The sequence below is a fragment of the Streptomyces speibonae genome (assembly GCF_984686075.1).
In genome coordinates this window covers 5,513,859-5,534,403 of sequence record NZ_OZ480260.1, presented here as the reverse complement: position 1 = coordinate 5,534,403, position 20,545 = coordinate 5,513,859, and the positions used below count along the sequence as shown (strand labels likewise).

Sequence of the window (20,545 nt, the reverse complement as noted above, 5' to 3'; positions counted from 1 at the left end):
TCTTCGTTCGCCATCGTGTTGCGCTCCTCGCAGATGCGGATCAGGAGATACCGAACTCTTTGCCGATGAACTCGAAGATCTCGTCGTCGCTGGCCGACTCGATCGTCCCGGCGACGTCGTCGCCCTCCTCGCTTCCGGGCTCCGCCTCGGACCAGCTCGCGAGGAGCGCCCGCAGCCGTGCGGTGACCCTGGCCCGCTGGGCGTCGTCGGGCCGCGCCCCGGCCAGGGTGCGGGCGAGCCGGTCCAGGTCGTCGAGGACCGGCGACCCGCCCTGCTCGTCGCCGAGTTCGTCCGCGATGTGCGCGACCAGCTCGGCCGGCGACGGGTGGTCGAAGACGAGCGTCGCGGACAGCTTGAGCCCGGTGATCTCGCCGAGCCGGTTGCGCAGCTCCACCGCGGTCAGCGAGTCGAACCCGAGGTCCCGGAACGCCCGGTCGGGCTCGACCTCCTGGGTCCCCGCGTACCCGAGCACCGCGGCCACCTCGGCGGTGACCGCCTCCAGCAGCACGGCCTCCCGCTCGGCGCCGGCGAGCCCGGCCAGCCGCTCCCGCAGCGCCGCCCCGCCCGTACCGGCCGACGCCGTGCGCCGGGCCCGCGTCTTCACCAGCCGGGTGAGCAGCGGGGGCACCTCGCCCCCGGCGCGCAGCGCGGCGAGGTCGAGCCGGATGGGCACCACCGACGCGGCACCCCGCAGGGCGGCGTCGAACAGGGCGAGCCCTTCGTCGTCGGACAGGGCCGTCACACCGTCCCGGGACATCCGGCGTACGTCGCCGCCGTCCAGCGCGGCGGTCATACCGCTGTCCCGCTGCCACAGCCCCCAGGCGAGGGAGACGGCCGGGAGCCCGGTGGCGCGGCGGTGGGCGGCGAGGGCGTCGAGGAAGGCGTTGGCGGCGGCGTAGTTGGACTGCCCCGGGTTGCCGAAGACACCGGCGGCCGAGGAGAACAGTACGAACGCGGCCAGGTCGCGGTCGCGGGTCAACTCGTGCAGATGCCAAGCCGCGTCGACCTTCGGGCGCAGCACCGCGTCGATGCGGTCCGGGGTCATCGCCGTCAGCACACCGTCGTCCAGCACACCCGCGGTGTGGACCACGGCTGACAGGTCGGGCGCGTTCTCCAGCAGACCGGCCAGAGCGTCCCGGTCAGCCACATCACACGCGGCGACCGACACCTGCGCACCCAACTGCTCCAGTTCGGTGACGAGTTCAGCGGCTCCCGGCGCGTCCGCACCGCGCCGGCTGGTCAGCAGCAGATCCCGCACACCGTGCTCGGTGACCAGATGCCGCGCCACCAACGCACCCAACGCACCCGTGCCGCCGGTCACCAACACCGTGCCCGAACCGAAGCCCCCGGCACTGTCTTCCACCGCGGGCACCGAGCGCACCAGCCGCGGCGCCAGGACACGACCGCCACGGATCGCCAGCTGCGGCTCACCGCCGGCCACCGCCGACGCCAGCCCGGCGGCCGACGCCACGTCGTCCACGTCGAGCAGCAGGAACCGGCCCGGGTTTTCGGCCTGGGCCGAGCGCACCAGACCCCACACCGGCGCGTACGACAGGTCGGTGACCGTGTCCTCGGCCGTGGCCGCGACGGCGCCCGAGGTCACGAGGACCAGGCGGGAGCCGGCGAGCAGGTCGTCCGCGAGCCACTCCTGGAGGAGGGCGAGCACGTGGTGCGTCGTCGCGCGGGCCACGGCAGCCGTGTCCGGAAGCGCGCCGACGAGGTCGCCGATCGGCACCAGTACGGCGGACGGCGCGGGCACCCCGGCCGCGATCTCCTCGCGGAGCCCGGACAGCGTCGGGTGGACCGTCGCATCGATCTCCGCGCCCTTGAGGGCGGGCAGCAGGGCCGGGGCACTGTCGCCCAGCACCGCCCATCCGTCCTCGGGGAACGCGGGCGTCACCGGGAGCGAGACCCAGTCCAGCTGGAACAGGTCCTCCTGTGCGGAGTCCCGGTCCCCCGCCGCCGCGAGCTGTTCGGCCGTGACGGAGCGGAAGTCCAGCGCCTCCACGGCGGCGACCGGCGCGCCGGTCTCGTCGGAGACCGCCAGCGCGATCGTGTCGGGACCGACGGCCGTGATCCGCACCCGCAGCACCGACGCACCCGTGGCGTACAGGCGCACACCACGCCAGGAGAACGGCAGCCTCGCCTTGCCGTCCTCGGCTGCCATCGCGCCGAAGCCGGCTGCGTGGAGCACCGCGTCGAGCAGGGCCGGGTGGATGCCGAACGCGGTGGTGCCGGTGTCCTCGGGCAGGGCGACCTCGGCGAACACCTCACCGTCCGCGCCCCGCCACGCCGCACGCAGACCCTGGAACAGCGGGCCGTACTCCAGTCCCAGCCCGGCGAGGTCGTCGTAGACCCCGGTGACGTCGGCCGCGACCGCGTCGGCCGGGGGCTGCGTCGTGGACGTCACGGGCGGGGCCGTGGCTTCTCCGGCCTCGGTGAGGCGGCCGGTCGCGTGAAGCGTCCAGGGCGTGTCGGACGCCGCGCCCTCCCGGCGGGAGTGGATGGTGAGGGTGCGGGCTCCGTCCGGGTCGGCGGCGCCGACGACGGCACGGAGGTCGACCGCGCCCTGCTCGGGCAGGGTGAGCGGGGCCGCGAGGGTCAGCTCCTCGACCAGGTCGCAGCCGGTCTCGTCACCGGCATGCAGGGCCAGTTCGACGAACGCGGTGCCCGGCAGCAGCACGCTGCCCATGACGGCGTGGTCCGCCAGCCACGGGTGCGTGCGGAGCGACAAGCGGCCCGTGAGCACCACACCGTCCGAGTCGGGCAGCGCCACCGTGGCGCCGAGAAGCGGGTGGTCCGCGGCGTCGAGTCCGAGGCCCGCCGGGTCACCGGTGTTCGGTCCGGAGACCAGCCAGAAGTGTTCGTGCTGGAAGGCGTAGGTGGGCAGGTCGATGCGGTGGGCGTTGCGGCCGGCGAAGTGGGCCTGCCAGTCCACCGTGACACCGTGGGTGTGGGCGCGGGCGAGCGCGGTGGTCAGGGTGTGGGCCTCGTCGCGGTCCTTGCGCAACACCGGGACGAACAGCGTGCGCTCGTCCTCCGGCAGACAGGACTGCCCCATACCGGACAGCACACCGTCCGGACCCAGTTCGATGAAAGCGGTCACACCCTGGCCGGCCAGGAAACGCACCCCCTCCGCGAAACGCACCGCCTCACGCACATGCCGCACCCAGTACTCGGCGTCGTACGACGTCACCAGCTCACCGGTGACGTTCGACACCACGGGCGTGCGGGGCTCGCGGTAGTCCAGCTGGGCCGCGACCTGACCGAACTCGGCCAGCATCGGCTCCATCAGCGGAGAGTGGAACGCATGCGACACCGTCAGCCTGCGCGCACGGTGACCCGCCGCCTTCCACCCCTCCACGATCTCGTCCACCACCGCCGCAACACCGGAGATGACGACCGAGGTGGGGCCGTTGATCGCGGCAATCGACACCTCGGCTTCACGGCCCGCGATCAGCTCGCCAGTCTGCTCCGGTGTCGCCTCCAGCGCCGCCATCGCGCCACCTTCGGCCAGCGCCTCCATCAGCCGGCCCCGCGCAGCCACCAAACGTGCCGCATCCCCCAGCGTCAGTACGCCCGCCACATGCGCGGCCGCCAGTTCACCCACCGAGTGCCCGGCCACGAAGTCCGGGCGCACACCCCAGGACTCCACCAGCCGGAACAGCGCCACCTCCAGCGCGAACAACGCCACCTGCGTGAACCCCGTCCGGTCCACCAAAGCAGCCTCAACACTGTCCGGTTCGGCGAACAACACCTCCCGCACCGGACGCTCGGCCCACTCGTCCAACACCCCGCACACCTCATCCAACGCGGCAGCGAACACCGGGAACGCGTCATACAGCTCACGCCCCATCCCGGCCCGCTGCGCACCCTGACCGGTGAACAGGAACGCCGTGCGACCACCCACAACCCGGCCCGACACCACACCCGGCCCCGCCGCACCAGCAGCCACAGCCGACAGCCCACGCACCAACTCCGCACGACCGGCAGCGATCACACCCGCCCGATGCTCGAAGTGCGCACGCGTCGTGGTCGATGCGAGTCCGAGGTCGGCGACGGCCGCCTCGGGGTGGTTCTGGACGTACGACAACAGGTTTGTTGCCTGGGCACGCAGGGCCTCGACGGTCTTGCCGGAGGCGAGGACCGGGGCGACGGGCGTGTTGACGGGCGCCGCGTCGTCGATGACCGGCACCCGTGTTTCGGGTGCCTGCTCGACGAGGATGTGGGCGTTGGTTCCGCTGATGCCGAAGGAGGAGATGCCCGCGCGACGCGGACGGCCGCCCGTCTCCGGCCACTCGCGGCGCTCGGTGAGCAGTTCCACCGCGCCTGCCGACCAGTCCACATGCGGTGTCGGCTCGTCCACGTGCAACGTCGCCGGCAGCACACCCTGCCGCATCGCCATCACCATCTTGATCACACCCGCCACACCGGCCGCGGCCTGCGTGTGACCCAGGTTCGATTTGATGGAGCCGAGCCACAGCGGTCGGTCCTCCGCCCGCTCCTGGCCGTAGGTGGCCAGCAGCGCCTGGGCCTCGATCGGGTCGCCCAGGGTCGTCCCCGTGCCGTGCGCCTCGACCGCGTCGACGTCGTCCGTCGTCAGACCAGCGTTGGCGAGCGCCTGGCGGATGACGCGCTGCTGGGAGGGGCCGTTGGGGGCGGTCAGACCGTTGGAAGCGCCGTCCTGGTTCACGGCCGAACCGCGCACCACCGCCAGCACCTGATGACCGTTACGGCGCGCGTCCGACAGACGCTCCAGCAACAGGACACCCACGCCTTCGCCCCAGCCGGTGCCGTCCGCGGAGGCCGCGAACGACTTGCACCGGCCGTCCAGCGCGAGACCACGCTGACGCGAGAACTCCACGAACGTGTCCGCCGTCGGCATCACCGTCACACCGCCCGCAAGCGCCAGGGAGCATTCGCCCTGCCGCAGCGCCTGCGCCGCCAGATGCAGCGCCACCAACGACGACGAACACGCCGTGTCCACCGTCACCGCCGGACCCTCGAACCCGAACGTGTACGACACCCGGCCCGATGCGACACTGCTGGCGCTGCCGTTGCCGAGGAACGCCTCGACCTCGTCCGGCACGTCCGTCAGACGGCTGGCGTAGTTGTGGTACATGACGCCGGCGAAGACACCAGTCCTGCTGCCGCGCAGCCCGGCCGGGTCGATCCCGGCCCGCTCGAACACCTCCCACGACGTCTCCAGCAGCAACCGCTGCTGCGGGTCCATCGCCAGAGCCTCACGCGGACTGATCCCGAAGAAGCCCGGGTCGAACTCCGCCGCCCCTTGCAGGAAGCCACCCTCACGGGCATAGCTCTTGCCCGCTCGGTCGGGGTCCGGGTCGTAGATGCCCTCGACGTCCCAGCCGCGGTCGGTGGGGAACGGCGAGATCGCGTCCCGCCCCTCCGCGAGCAGCCGCCACAGATCCTCCGGCGACTCCACACCACCCGGATAACGGCAGCTCATCGCCACGATCGCAATCGGCTCGTCAACGGACACCGTGGTTGCCGTCGTGGCCGCCGGAGTCATGTCCGCGGTACCGAGCAGCTCGCTGACGATGTGCTCGGACAGCGCGAGCGGCGTCGGATAGTCGAACACCAACGTCGCCGGCAACCGCAGACCCACCGCCGCACCCAGCTGATTCCGCAGCTCCACCGCAGTCAGCGAATCGAACCCGAGATCCTTGAACGCACGACCCGCATCCACAGACCCCGCACCCGAAAAGCCCAGCACGGCCGCCACCTGCGCCCGCACCACCTCCAGCACCACCGGCACCCGCTCCGCCTCATCCACCGAGACAAGACGACGCGCCAACGCCGACGACTCCACCACACCAGCCCGCGCCACCCGACGCACCGGCACCCGCACCAGACCGCGGAAGAGGCTGGGCAGGGTGTCGGGCTGGGCGCTCAGGGCGGGGATGTCCAGCCGCATGGGGACGAGCAGCGCCCGTTCGTCCGCGAGCGCGGCGTCGAGGAGGGCGAGCCCCTCGGAGGAGGAAAGACCACCGACGCCGGAGCGCTGTATACGAGCCATCTCGTCCGCGTCGAGGGTGCCTGCCATGCCGGCGCTCTCCGACCAGGCTCCCCAGGCGAGGGAGACGGCCGGGAGCCCGGCGGCGCGGCGGTGGGCGGCGAGGGCGTCGAGGAAGGCGTTGGCAGCGGCGTAGTTGGACTGCCCCGGGTTGCCGAAGACACCGGCGGCCGAGGAGAACAGTACGAACGCGGCCAGGTCGCGGTCGCGGGTCAACTCGTGCAGATGCCAAGCCGCGTCGACCTTCGGGCGCAGCACCGCGTCGATGCGGTCCGGGGTCATCGCCGTCAGCACACCGTCGTCCAGCACACCCGCGGTGTGGACCACCGCGGACAGGTCGGGCGCGTCCTCCAGCAGACCGGCCAGAGCGTCCCGGTCAGCCACATCACACGCGGCGACCGACACCTGCGCACCCAACTGCTCCAGTTCGGTGACGAGTTCAGCGGCCCCCGGCGCGTCCGCACCGCGCCGGCTGGTCAGCAGCAGATCCCGCACACCGTGCTCAGTGACCAGATGCCGCGCCACCAACGCACCCAACGCACCCGTGCCACCCGTCACCAACACCGTGCCCGAACCGAAGCCCCCGGCACTGTCTTCCACCGCGGGCACCGAGCGCACCAGCCGCGGTGTCAGAACACGACCGCCACGAACGGCCACTTGGGGCTCGTCGCTCGCCAGAGCCGACGCCAGTTCGGTGGTCGACACCACCTCGTCCACGTCGAGCAGCACGAACCGGCCCGGGTTCTCGGCCTGAGCCGACCGCACCAGACCCCACACGGGCGCGTCGGCGAGGCCGGGCACCGGCTCGTCGGGCAGTACGGAGACGGCACCGGCCGTGAGGAAGACCAGCCGGGACTCGGCGAACCGCTCGTCCGCCAGCCAGCCGCGTGCGGCGGCCAGCGCCCGGTGCGCCGCCATGTGGGCGGTGTCCGCACCGGCTCCCACCGGTGTCGAGCAGGTCAGGAAGACCAGGTCGGGTACGTCGGTGCTGCCGGCCAGGGCCGCCAGGTCCTCGTCCGGGCCCAGGACGACCGCCGACAGACCGGCGTCCGATGCCGGGTGCGGGACCTCCGTCCAGTCGACCCGGAAGAGGGAGTTGTTCAGAGAGGCCGGGGAGGTCTCCGCGAGTTGTTCGGCCGTGACGCTGCGGAAGTCCAGCGCCTCGACGGCGGCGACCGGCGCGCCGGTCTCGTCGGAGACCGCCAGTGCGATCGTGTCGGGACCGACGGCCGTGATCCGCACCCGCAGCACCGACGCACCCGTGGCGTACAGGCTCACTCCCTGCCAGGAGAACGGCAGCCTGGCCCGGCCGTCCGCGGCCACGAGGTCGCTGAACCCGGTGCCGTGCAGGGCCGCGTCGAGCAGGGCGGGGTGGATGCCGAACTCGGTGGCGCCGGTGTCCCCGGGCAGGGCGACCTCGGCGAACACCTCTCCGTCCGTGCCCCGCCAGGCGGCACGCAGCCCCTGGAACAGCGGGCCGTACAGCAGACCGGCCGCGGCCATGTCGTCGTAGAACCCGTCCATCGCGAGCGGCTCAGCGCCCGTGGGAGGCCAGACCACGGCGTCGAAGCCGGACTCCGCCGTGCGGACGGTGGCCTGCCGCAGGGCGCCGGTGGCGTGGGTGGTCCACGGCTCCTCGGCGAGCGCGTGCTCCGGGCGGGAGTGGATGGTGAGGGTGCGGGCTCCGTCCGGGTCGGCGGCGCCGACGACGGCACGGAGGTCGACCGCGCCCTGTTCGGGCAGGGTGAGCGGGGCGGCGAGGGTCAGCTCCTCGACCAGGTCGCAGCCGGTCTCGTCACCGGCGCGCAGGGCCAGTTCGACGAACGCGGTGCCCGGCAGCAGCACGCTGCCCATGACGGCGTGGTCCGCCAGCCACGGGTGCGTGCGGAGCGACAAGCGGCCCGTGAGCACCACACCGTCCGAGTCGGGCAGCGCCACCGTGGCGCCGAGGAGCGCATGCCCGGTGGGGCGCTGGCCGAGGCTTCCCACGTCACCAGAGCCGGGGAGGTCCTGGAGCCAGAAGTGTTCGTGCTGGAAGGCGTAGGTGGGCAGGTCGATCCGGTGGGCGTTGCGGCCGGCGAAGTGGGCCTGCCAGTCCACCGTGACACCGTGGGTGTGGGCGCGGGCGAGCGCGGTGGTCAGGGTGTGGGCCTCGTCGCGGTCCTTGCGCAACACCGGGACGAACAGCGTGCGCTCGTCCTCCGGCAGACAGGACTGCCCCATACCGGACAGCACACCGTCCGGACCCAGTTCGATGAAAGCGGTCACACCCTGGCCGGCCAGGAAACGCACCCCGTCCGCGAAACGCACCGCCTCACGCACATGCCGCACCCAGTACGCGGCGTCGTACGACGTCACCAGCTCACCGGTGACGTTCGACACCACGGGCGTGCGGGGCTCGCGGTAGTCCAGCTGGGCCGCGACCTGACCGAACTCGGCCAGCATCGGCTCCATCAGCGGAGAGTGGAACGCATGCGACACCGTCAGCCTGCGCGCACGGTGACCCGCCGCCTTCCACCCCTCCACGATCTCGTCCACCACCGCCGCAACACCGGAGATGACGACCGAGGTGGGGCCGTTGATCGCGGCAATCGACACCTCGGCTTCACGGCCCGCGATCAGCTCGCCAGTCTGCTCCGGTGTCGCCTCCAGCGCCGCCATCGCGCCACCTTCGGCCAGCGCCTCCATCAGCCGGCCCCGCGCAGCCACCAAACGTGCCGCATCCCCCAGCGTCAGTACGCCCGCCACATGCGCGGCCGCCAGTTCACCCACCGAGTGCCCGGCCACGAAGTCCGGGCGCACACCCCAGGACTCCACCAGCCGGAACAGCGCCACCTCCAGCGCGAACAACGCCACCTGCGTGAACCCCGTCCGGTCCACCAAAGCAGCCTCAACACTGTCCGGTTCGGCGAACAACACCTCCCGCACCGGACGCTCGGCCCACTCGTCCAACACCCCGCACACCTCATCCAACGCGGCAGCGAACACCGGGAACGCGTCATACAGCTCACGCCCCATCCCGGCCCGCTGCGCACCCTGACCGGTGAACAGGAACGCCGTGCGACCACCCACAACCCGGCCCGACACCACACCCGGCCCCGCCGCACCAGCAGCCACAGCCGACAGCCCACGCACCAACTCCGCACGACCGGCAGCGATCACACCCGCCCGATGCTCGAAGTGCGCACGCGTCGTGGCCAGAGAGAAGCCGACATCCACCGGGTTGAGGGTGTCGTCCGCCTCCACGGCCTCCATCAGGCGCGCCGCCTGGGCGCGCAGGGCGTCCTCCGAGCGGGCGGAGAAGACCCAGGGGACGACGGTCATGCTCACGACGGGGTCGGTGCCCGGACGCTCCGCAACGGCCGGGGGCTCGGCGGCCTGTTCGATGACGACGTGGGCGTTGGTTCCGCTGACGCCGAAGGAGGAGACACCCGCGCGACGCGGACGGCCGCCGAGCTGTGGCCAGTCACGGCGCTCGGTGAGCAGTTCCACCGCACCCGCCGACCAGTCCACATGCGGCGTCGGCTCGTCCACGTGCAACGTCGCCGGCAGCACACCCTGCCGCATCGCCATCACCATCTTGATCACACCCGCCACACCGGCCGCGGCCTGCGTGTGACCCAGGTTCGACTTGATGGAGCCGAGCCACAGCGGTCGGTCCTCCGCCCGCTCCTGCCCGTACGTCGCGATCAGGGACTGCGCCTCGATCGGGTCGCCGAGCGTGGTGCCGGTGCCGTGGGCTTCCACCGCGTCCACGTCCGTGGTGGAGAGACCGGCGTTGCCGAGGGCCTGACGGATGACGCGCTGCTGGGAGGGGCCGTTGGGGGCGGTCAGACCGTTGGAAGCGCCGTCCTGGTTCACGGCCGAACCGCGCACCACCGCCAGCACCTGATGACCGTTACGGCGCGCGTCCGACAGACGCTCCAGCAACAGGACACCCACGCCTTCGCCCCAGCCGGTGCCGTCCGCGGAGGCCGCGAACGACTTGCACCGGCCGTCCAGCGCGAGACCACGCTGACGCGAGAACTCCACGAACGTGTCCGCCGTCGGCATCACCGTCACACCGCCCGCAAGCGCCAGGGAGCATTCGCCCTGCCGCAGCGCCTGCGCCGCCAGATGCAGCGCCACCAACGACGACGAACACGCCGTGTCCACCGTCACCGCCGGACCCTCGAACCCGAACGTGTACGACACCCGGCCGGAGACCACGCTGCTCGACGCACCGGTGCTGAGGAAGCCCTCGACCTCCTCGGGGACCCGGGAGAGCCGGGTCGCGTAGTTGTGGTACATGACGCCGGCGAAGACACCAGTCCTGCTGCCGCGCAGCCCGGCCGGGTCGATCCCGGCCCGCTCGAACACCTCCCACGACGTCTCCAGCAGCAACCGCTGCTGCGGGTCCATCGCCAGAGCCTCACGCGGACTGATCCCGAAGAAGCCCGGGTCGAACTCCGCCGCGCCCTCCAGGAAGCCACCCTCGGTGGTGTACGAGGTACCAGGGTTGTCCGGGTCCGGGTCGAAGAGGGCGTCGGTGTTCCAGCCGCGGTCGGTGGGGAACGGCGAGATCGCGTCCCGCCCCTCCGCGAGCAGCCGCCACAGATCCTCCGGCGACTCCACACCACCCGGATAACGGCAGCTCATCGCCACGATCGCAATCGGCTCGTCAACGGACACCGTGGTTGCCGTCGTGGCCGCCGGAGTCATGTCCGCGGTACCGAGCAGCTCGCTGACGATGTGCTCGGACAGCGCGAGCGGCGTCGGATAGTCGAACACCAACGTCGCCGGCAACCGCAGACCCACCGCCGCACCCAGCTGATTCCGCAGCTCCACCGCAGTCAGCGAATCGAACCCGAGATCCTTGAACGCACGACCCGCATCCACAGACCCCGCACCCGAAAAGCCCAGCACGGCCGCCACCTGCGCCCGCACCACCTCCAGCACCACCGGCACCCGCTCCGCCTCATCCACCGAGACAACACGACGCGCCAACGCCGACGACTCCACCACACCAGCCCGCGCCACCCGACGCACCGGCACCCGCACCAGACCACGCAGGACGGGCGGGACGGTCTGGCCGCGGAGTCCGGCCGGGTCGAGGCGGATCGCCACGAGCGCCGGGCGGTCGGCGGCGGCCTGTGCCGCGTCGAGCAGGGCGAGCCCGTCGGCGTCCGAGAGCGCGGTGACGCCCGACCGGGACATCCGGGTGTGGTCCGTCTCGCCGAGATCGTCGGTCATGCTGCCGGACTTCTGCCACAGCCCCCAGGCGACCGAGGTCGCGGGCAGACCGAGGGTGTGCCGATGCTCGGCAAGGGCGTCGAGGAAGGCGTTGGCGGCGGCGTAGTTGGACTGCCCCGGGTTGCCGAAGACACCTGCGGCCGAGGAGAACAGTACGAACGCGGCCAGGTCACGGTCGCGGGTCAACTCGTGCAGATGCCAAGCCGCGTCGACCTTCGGGCGCAGCACCGCGTCGATGCGGTCCGGGGTCATCGCCGTCAGCACACCGTCGTCCAGCACACCCGCGGTGTGGACCACGGCTGACAGGTCGGGCGCGTCCTCCAGCAGACCGGCCAGAGCGTCCCGGTCAGCCACATCACACGCGGCGACCGACACCTGCGCAGCCAACTGCTCCAGTTCGGTGACGAGTTCAGCGGCTCCCGGCGCGTCCGCACCGCGCCGGCTGGTCAGCAGCAGATCCCGCACACCGTGCTCGGTGACCAGATGCCGCGCCACCAGCGCACCCAACGCACCCGTGCCACCCGTCACCAACACCGTGCCCGAACCGAAGCCCCCGGCACTGTCTTCCACCGCGGGCACCGAGCGCACCAGCCGCGGCGTCAGAACACGACCGCCACGGATCGCCAGTTCCCCTTCGTCTGCGGCACGGGCCGCGGCCAGCGCGGGCGTGAGCGGGAACGCGTCCTCGGCGGTGTCGAGGTCGAGCAGCAGGAAGCGGCCGGGGTTCTCCGCCTGCGCGGCCCTGATCAGGCCCCACACAGGGGCATACGCGAGATCACCCAGAGGGCGTCCGTCGGCCGCGACGGCCCCCTCGGTGGCCAGCACCAGGCATGCGTCGGCGAACCGCTCGTCCGCCAGCCAGGCGCGTGCCACGTCGAGCGCCTTGGTGGTGGCCTGGCGTACGGCCTCGAGCGTCGCCGTACCGTCACCGGATGCGGCGGACAGCCGTACGACGAGGACGTCGGGGACGTCCTGGACCTCGGCGAGGTCGGTGTACACGGCCGCGTCCGGCAGGCCGGCGAGAGGCGTGCCGAGGACGGCGACCGACAGGGCGGGCGCGTCCGCCGCCTGTGCGGCGGAGGGCAGTTCCGTCCAGTCGAGGTGGAAGAGGGAGTCGGAGGCGGGCCCCCGCGAGACCGACAGCTGGTCGGCGGAGACGGCCCGGAAGGAGAGCGACGCGGCGGAGGCGACGGGCGCGCCGGTGCCGTCGGCGACGGTCACGGAGATGGCGTTGTCGCCGGCGGGGGCCAGCCGGACCCGCAGTTCGGAGGCGTGCGCGGCCTGGAGGGCGACCCGGTTCCAGGAGAACGGCAGCCTCGCCTCACCGTCGTCGGCGAGCAGATCTCCGTAGCCCACCGCGTGCAGGGCGGCGTCGAGGAGGGCGGGGTGGATGCCGAACGCGGTGGCGTCGGCGTCCTCGGGCAGGGCGACTTCGGCGAACACCTCCTGGCCTCGCCGCCACGCCGCGCGTACGCCTTGGAAGACGGGGCCGTAGGCGAAGCCGGCCTCGGCGGAGTCGGCGTAGAGCCCTTCGACGTCGGCCTCCTCCGCGCCGGGCGGCGGCCATTCGGTGAGGGCCGCGTGCTGCTCGACGGGCGAGCCTCCGTGTCCGAGCAGACCGGTGACGTGAGTGGTCCACGGCTCCTCGGGCAGCGCGTCCTCGGGACGGGAGTAGACGGCCAGCTCGCGGTGGCCGGAGTCGTCGGCGGCGCCCACGGTGAGCCGCAGGACCACGCCACCCTGTTCGGGCAGGACGAGCGGGGCGGCGAGGGTCAGCTCCTCGACCAGGTCGCAGCCGGTCTCGTCACCCGCGCGCAGGGCCAGTTCGACGAACGCGGTGCCCGGCAGCAGCACGCTGCCCATGACGGCGTGGTCCGCCAGCCACGGGTGCGTGCGGAGCGACAAGCGGCCCGTGAGCACCACACCGTCGGAATCCGGCAGCGCCACCGTGGCACCCAGCAGCGGGTGGTCGGGAGCACCGAGACCGGCGGAGGTCACGTCACCGAGGGCGGCAGCGGGCTTCAGCCAGAAGTGTTCGTGCTCGAAGGCGTAGGTGGGCAGGTCGATCCGGTGGGCGTTGCGGCCGGCGAAGAGGGCCTGCCAGTCCACCGTGACACCGTGGGTGTGGGCGCGGGCGAGCGCGGTGGTCAGGGTGTGGGCCTCGTCGCGGTCCTTGCGCAACACCGGAACGAACAGCGTGCGTTCGTCCTCCGGCAGACAGGACTGGCCCATGCCGGACAGCACACCGTCCGGACCCAGTTCGATGAAAGCGGTCACACCCTGGCCGGCCAGGAAACGCACCCCGTCCGCGAAACGCACCGCCTCACGCACATGCCGCACCCAGTACTCGGCGTCGTACGACGTCACCAGCTCACCGGTGACGTTCGACACCACGGGCGTGCGGGGCTCGCGGTAGTCCAGCTGGGCCGCGACCTGACCGAACTCGGCCAGCATCGGCTCCATCAGCGGAGAGTGGAACGCATGCGACACCGTCAGCCTGCGCGCACGGTGACCCGCCGCCTTCCACCCCTCCACGATCTCGTCCACCACCGCCGCAACACCGGAGATGACGACCGAGGTGGGGCCGTTGATCGCGGCAATCGACACCTCCGCCTCACGCCCGGCAACCAGCTCAGCCGCCTGCTCCGCAGTGGCCTCCAGCGCTGCCATCGCGCCGCCTTCGGCCAGCGCCTCCATCAGCCGGCCCCGCGCAGCCACCAAACGTGCCGCATCCCCCAGCGTCAGTACGCCCGCCACATGCGCGGCCGCCAGTTCACCCACCGAGTGCCCGGCCACGAAGTCCGGGCGCACACCCCAGGACTCCACCAGCCGGAACAGCGCCACCTCCAGCGCGAACAACGCCACCTGCGTGAACCCCGTCCGGTCCACCAAAGCAGCCTCAGCCGTGCCCGGTTCGGCGAACAACACCTCCCGCACCGGACGCTCGGCCCACTCGTCCAACACCCCGCACACCTCATCCAACGCGGCAGCGAACACCGGGAACGCGTCATACAGCTCACGCCCCATCCCCACCCGCTGCGCACCCTGACCGGTGAACAGGAACGCCGTACGACCACCCACAACCCGGCCCGACACCACACCCGGCCCCGCCGCACCAGCAGCCACAGCCGACAGCCCACGCACCAACTCCGCACGGTCCGTGCCCAGTACCACCGCACGCCGTTCGAACGAGGTGCGTGTGGCGGCCAGAGAGAAGCCGACATCCACCGGGTCCAGGTCGGGGCGCTCGGTGAGCAGGTCGAGGAGCTTCTGGGCCTGGCCGCGCAGGGAGGTGTCGGACTTGGCCGAGAAGGGCCACATCACGATGCCGTCGGTGCGCGCCCCGTCCCCGTCCCCGTCGTCGGAGTTCCGGCCCGCGGGCTGGTCGGCCGGTTCGTCCTCGGGCCGCTGTTCGAGGATCAGGTGGACGTTGGTTCCGCTGACGCCGAAGGAGGAGACACCCGCGCGACGCGGACGGCCGTCGAACTGCGGCCAGTCACGGCGCTCGGTGAGCAGTTCCACCGCACCCGACGACCAGTCGACATGCGGTGTCGGTTCGTCCACGTGCAGCGTCGCCGGCAGCACACCCTGCTGGAGCGCCATCACCATCTTGATGACACCGGCGACGCCGGACGCCGTCTGGGTGTGGCCGATGTTCGACTTGATGGAGCCGAGCCAGAGCGGTCGGTCCTCCGACCGCTCCTGCCCGTAGGTGGCCAGCAGGGCCTGGGCCTCGATCGGGTCGCCCAGGGTCGTCCCCGTGCCGTGCGCCTCGACCGCGTCGACGTCGTCCGTCGTCAGACCAGCGTTGGCGAGCGCCTGACGGATCACGCGTCGCTGGGCGGGGCCGTTGGGGGCGCTGATGCCGTTGGACGCGCCGTCCTGGTTGATCGCCGAGCCGCGCAGCACGGCCAGCACCTGGTGACCGTTGCGGCGCGCGTCCGACAGGCGCTCCAGCAGCAGCAGGCCGACACCCTCGCCCCAGCCGGTGCCGTCCGCGGCCGCCGCGAACGCCTTGCACCGGCCGTCGACCGCCATGCCGCGCTGGCGCGAGAACTCGATGAACGCGCCGGGACTCGTCATGACGGCCACACCGCCCGCGAGCGCCAGGGAGCACTCACCCTGCCGCAGGGACTGCGCCGCGAGATGCAACGCGACGAGCGACGACGAGCAGGCCGTGTCGACGGTGATCGCCGGGCCCTCCAGGCCGAGCGTGTAGGAGACCCGGCCCGAGACGACGGCGGTCTGGCCGCCGGTGATGAAGTAGCCCTCGGCGCCCTCGGGGATCTCGTACGCCTCGGTGCCGTAGCCCTGCGAGCTGACGCCGACGAACACGCCGGTCGCGCTGCCGCGCAGGGTGGTGGGGTCGATGCCGGAGCGCTCCACGGTCTCCCAGGACGCTTCGAGCAGCAGCCGCTGCTGCGGGTCCATCGCCAGCGCCTCACGCGGACTGATCCCGAAGAAACCGGCGTCGAAGGCGCCCGCGTCGTACACGAACGCGCCCTGACGGGTGTAGGTGGTGCCCGACTTCGCCGAGTCGGGGTCGTAGATCGCGTCGAGGTCCCAGCCGCGGTCGGTGGGGAACTCGCCCATGGTGTCGCGGCCTTCGAGGACCAGCTGCCACAGTCGCTCGGGGGAGTGGGCGCCGCCCGGGTAGCGGCAGCCCATGCCGACGATGGCGATCGGGTCGTCGTCGAGCGCGGCCGTCGCGGCGGCGAGCGGGGCGGCGTCCGTGGAGTCGCCGAGGACCTCGGCGAGCAGGAAGTCGGTGACAGCACTCGCCGAGGGGTGGTCGAAGACGAGGGTGGCGGGCAGCCGTACGCCGGTCGCGGTGCTGAGCCGGTTGCGGACCTCGACGGCGCTGAGCGAGTCGAAGCCCAGCTCGCGGAAGGCTCGGTGCGGTTCGATCGCCTCGGGTCCGGCGTGGCCGAGGACGGCCGCCGCCTGGGTGCGGACCAGGTCGAGGACGATCCCGGCCCGCTCCTGCGCGGGCACGTCCGCGAGCCGGGCGGCGAGCGCGGAGGGGCTGTCGTCGCCGGGCTGTTCGGCGGCCGTCAGTAGCTCCTTGACCTCGGGCAGGTCGGCGATGAGGGGGCGGGAGCGGTGCGCGGTGAAGGCGGTGGCGAAACGCTCCCAGTCGATGTCGGCGACGACACCCGTCGTCTCGTCGTGCTCGACGGCGCGTACCAGGGCCGCCACCGCGAGTTCGGGCGTCATCGGGCGCAGGCCGCGCCGCAGTACGTAGTCGGCGTCATCGGCGTCGCCGAGTCCGCTGCCGCCGTCCCACAGGCCCCAAGCGACGGATGTGGCGGCCAGTCCGCGGGCGCGGCGCTGTTCGGCGAGGGCGTCGAGGGAGGCGTTGGCGGCGGCGTAGGCGCTCTGCCCGCCGCCGCCGAGGACGCCGGCGTTGGACGAGAACAGCACGAACGCGTCGAGCGGGGTGTCGCCGAGCAGTTCGTCGAGGTGCCGGGCGCCCGCCGCCTTGCCGGACAGGGCGGCGGCCAGGTCGTCGAGCCCGGTGTCCGTCACGGCGGCGACGTCCCCGATACCGGCCGCGTGCACCACGGCGGTGAGGTCGGTTTCCAGGCCCGCGAGCAGGCCGGCCAGTGCGTCCCGGTCGGCGGCGTCACAGGCCGCGACGGTGACCCGCGCGCCGGACTGCTCCAGCTCGGCGGTCAGTTCGGCCGCTCCCGGCGCGTCCGCTCCACGGCGGCTGGTCAGCACCAGATGCTCGGCGCCGTTGCGGGCGAGCCAGCGCGCGACGTGCGCTCCGAGGGCGCCGGTGCCGCCGGTCACCAGTACGCAACCCCGCGGGCGCCAGCTGCGCGCCGGCTTTCCGGCGAGAGGGGCGCGGACCAGCCGGCGGGCGTGGACACCGGTGCCGCGCACGGCGAGCTGGTCCTCGTCGCCGATGCCGCTGAGGACTCCGGCGAGCCGCGCGGCGGCCCGCTCGTCCAGGTCGTCGGCGTGGTCGGGGAGGTCGACGAGGCCGCCCCAGCGCTGCGGGTGTTCGAGTCCGACGACCCGTCCGAGCCCCCAGATCTCCGCTCCCGCCGGACGGGCGGGCCCGTCGGCGGCGCCGGTGGAGACGGCTCCCCGGGTCAGCAGCCACAGCGGTGCCTCGATCGCAGAGTCACCGAGGGCCTGGGTGAGCGTGAGCGTGCCCGCCAGACCGGCCGCCACGTCGGGCCGCTCGGGGTGCGGACGCGTGTCGTCCGCGAGGAGCGACAGCACACCCCGTACGCCGGTGGGCAGGTCGTCGGCGGCGGTGCGCAGCCGCAGGGCGAGTGCGGTGCGGTCGGTGTCCGTCGGGTCCCACGGTACGCGGACGACGGTGGCGCCGTACGCGGTCAGGGAGTTCTCGACGCCGTTGTCGGACGTGCCGTCCGGGGGTGTGACGAGGAGCCAGCCGCCTTGCAGGTTGGGTGACCGCGGGTCGGCGATCCGGCGCCAGGAGACGCGGTACCGCCAGGAGTCCACGAGGGAGCGGTTACGGCGCTGTCGGCGCCAGTTGGCAAGAACGGGGAGGGCGTCGCCGAGCGCGCTCTGCTGGGCGTCGTCAGCGACATCGAGTTCGAGATCGTCGCTGAGCGCGGCGAGGTCCCCGCGCTCGACGGCCTCCCAGAAGCGGGCGTCGAGCGGGTCGACCGTGACATCGTCGGCGAGCTGCTCCGGCTCCAGCCAGTAGCGGGCGTGCTGGAAGGCATACGTGGGCAGGTCGACGATCCGGGCGTCCTCCGGCAGGGTCCTGTCCCAGTCGACGTCGGCGCCAGCTGTGAACGCCTGCCCGGCCGAGACCAGGAAACGCTCCCAGCCGCCGTCGTCGCGACGCAGGCTGCCGATCACCGACACACCGGCCTGCCCGGAAGCCTCGATACTCGACTCCACCGGCACCGTCAGCACGGGATGCGGACTGGCCTCGATGAACAGACCATGCCCCTGCTCGACCAACGCCGCCGTCGCGTCGGCGAACTCCACCGTCTGACGCAGGTTGCGATACCAATACGCGGCATCCATCACCGACGTGTCCGTCAGCCAGTCACCGGTCACCGTGGAAAAGAACCGCACCTCGGACGACCGAGGACTGATCGGAGCGAGGACATCCAGGAGCTCTGTCTCCAGCTCCTCGACCTGCGCCGAGTGCGAGGCGTAATCCACCGGGATCACCCGCGCCCGCACACCCTCCGCCTCACAGGAAGCGACCAGCTCCTCCAACGGCCCCGGCTCACCGGAGACCACCACCGACGACGGACCATTGACCGCCGCAACCGACACACGGCCCTCAAACGCGGTGATCCGCTCCCGTACCGCGTCGACCGGCAGAGCGACGGACACCATGCCGCCACGCCCGGACAGCACCCGGATCGCCCGCGACCGCAACGCCACCACCCGCGCCGCATCCTCCAGCGACAACGCCCCCGCCACACACGCAGCCGCGATCTCACCCTGGGAATGACCGACCACCACAGCCGGCTCCACCCCCAGCCACCGCCACAACCGCGCCAACGACACCATCACCGCGAACAACACCGGCTGAACCACATCAACCCGCTCCAGCCAACCACCCTCCCCATCCCTGAGCACCTCGCTCAGCGACCAGTCCACAAACGGGGCAAGAGCGGCCTCGCACTCGGCCAGCGCCTCAGCGAACACCGGCGAAGCCTCCGCCAGCTCCACCGCCATCCCCAGCCACTGCGACCCCTGACCCGGGAACACAAACACCACACCCGAACCCACCGAACCAGCCGGAGTCTCCGCCAACTCCCGCAGCTGCGCGATGAGTTCCTCGGTCTCGCTTCCCACCACCACCGCCCGGTGCGAGAGCGTGGCCCGCGACCGCACCAGCGACGCCGCCACATCCACCACACGCGACTCGCCCTCGGCGACGAACTCCGCCAGCCGCGCCGCCTGATCCCGCACCGCGGCAGCCGACTTGCCCGACACCACCCACGGCACCACCGCCCCCGAATCGGAGACGACCGGCTCCGCCTCCTCCGGTGCGGCCTCCAGCACCACATGCGCGTTCGTCCCACTGATCCCGAACGACGACACACCCGCCCGACGCGCACGCCCCACCTCGGGCCACTCCCGCGTCTCCCTCAGCAACTCCACCGCACCCGCCGACCAGTCCACCTGACCCGACGGCTCATCCACATGCAACGTCTTCGGCAACACCCCATGCCGCAACGCCTGCACCATCTTGATCACACCACCGACACCCGCAGCCGCCTGCGTATGCCCGATGTTCGACTTCAACGACCCCAGGAACAACGGATCGTCACCAGACCGCTCCTGCCCATACGTCGCCAGCAACGCCTGCGCCTCGATCGGATCGCCCAGCCGCGTGCCCGTGCCATGCGCCTCCACCGCATCCACATCCGTCGCCGACAGCCCGGCATCCGCCAACGCCGCACGAATCACCCGCTGCTGCGCGGGACCATTCGGCGCCGTCAGGCCGCTGCTGGCGCCGTCCTGGTTCACGGCCGAGCCCCGCACCACAGCGAGCACCCGGTGACCGTTGCGCCGCGCGTCCGACAGCCGCTCCAGGAGGATCATGCCGGCGCCCTCGGAGAAGCCGGTGCCGTCCGCGCCGTCGGCGAAGGAGCGGCAGCGGCCGTCGGGGGACAGTCCGCGCTGGCGGCTGAGTTCGATGTAGACGTCGGGCGTCGACATGACGGTGACACCGCCGGCCAGGGCCATCGAGCACTCGCCGCGCCGCAGCGACTGCACCGCCAGGTGCAGCGTCACCAGAGACGACGAGCACGCCGTGTCGACCGTGATCGCGGGGCCCTCGAGGCCGAGGGTGTAGGAGACGCGACCGGAGGCGACACTGTAGGCATTGCCGTTGCCGATATATCCTTCGAGTTCGTGGGGAATGGTGTCGAGCCGGGACGCGTAGTCCTGGTACATCACTCCGGCGAATACGCCGGTTGAACTCCCGCGCATGGATTGCGGGTCGATTCCGGCCCGTTCGAAGGTCTCCCATGCGATTTCCAGCAGCAGCCGCTGGTGCGGGTCCATCGCCAGCGCCTCGCGCGGGCTGATGCCGAAGAATTCGGCGTCGAAATTCCCGACGCCTTCGAGGAATCCACCGCCCTGGGCGTAGAAGGTGCCGGAGTTCTCGGGGTCGGGGTCGTAAAGTGCGTCGATGTCCCAGCCCCGGTCCTCGGGGAAGGGGGAGATCGCGTCGTGCCGGCCGGCGACGAGATCCCACAGCTCCTCGGGCGAGGTGACGCCGCCGGGATAGCGGCAGCTCATGCCGACGACGGCGATGGG

General features: G+C 72.1%; 1 protein-coding gene. It reads right to left on the bottom strand.

The genetic code is table 11. The annotated features are described in order from the left end of the window. Positions 1-40: 40 nt before the first annotated feature. Complete coding sequence (locus AC5L3C_RS24795) at positions 41-20,542, bottom strand: type I polyketide synthase (protein WP_493654013.1); 20,502 nt, start codon at positions 20,540-20,542, stop codon at positions 41-43. Positions 20,543-20,545 lie beyond the last annotated feature (3 nt).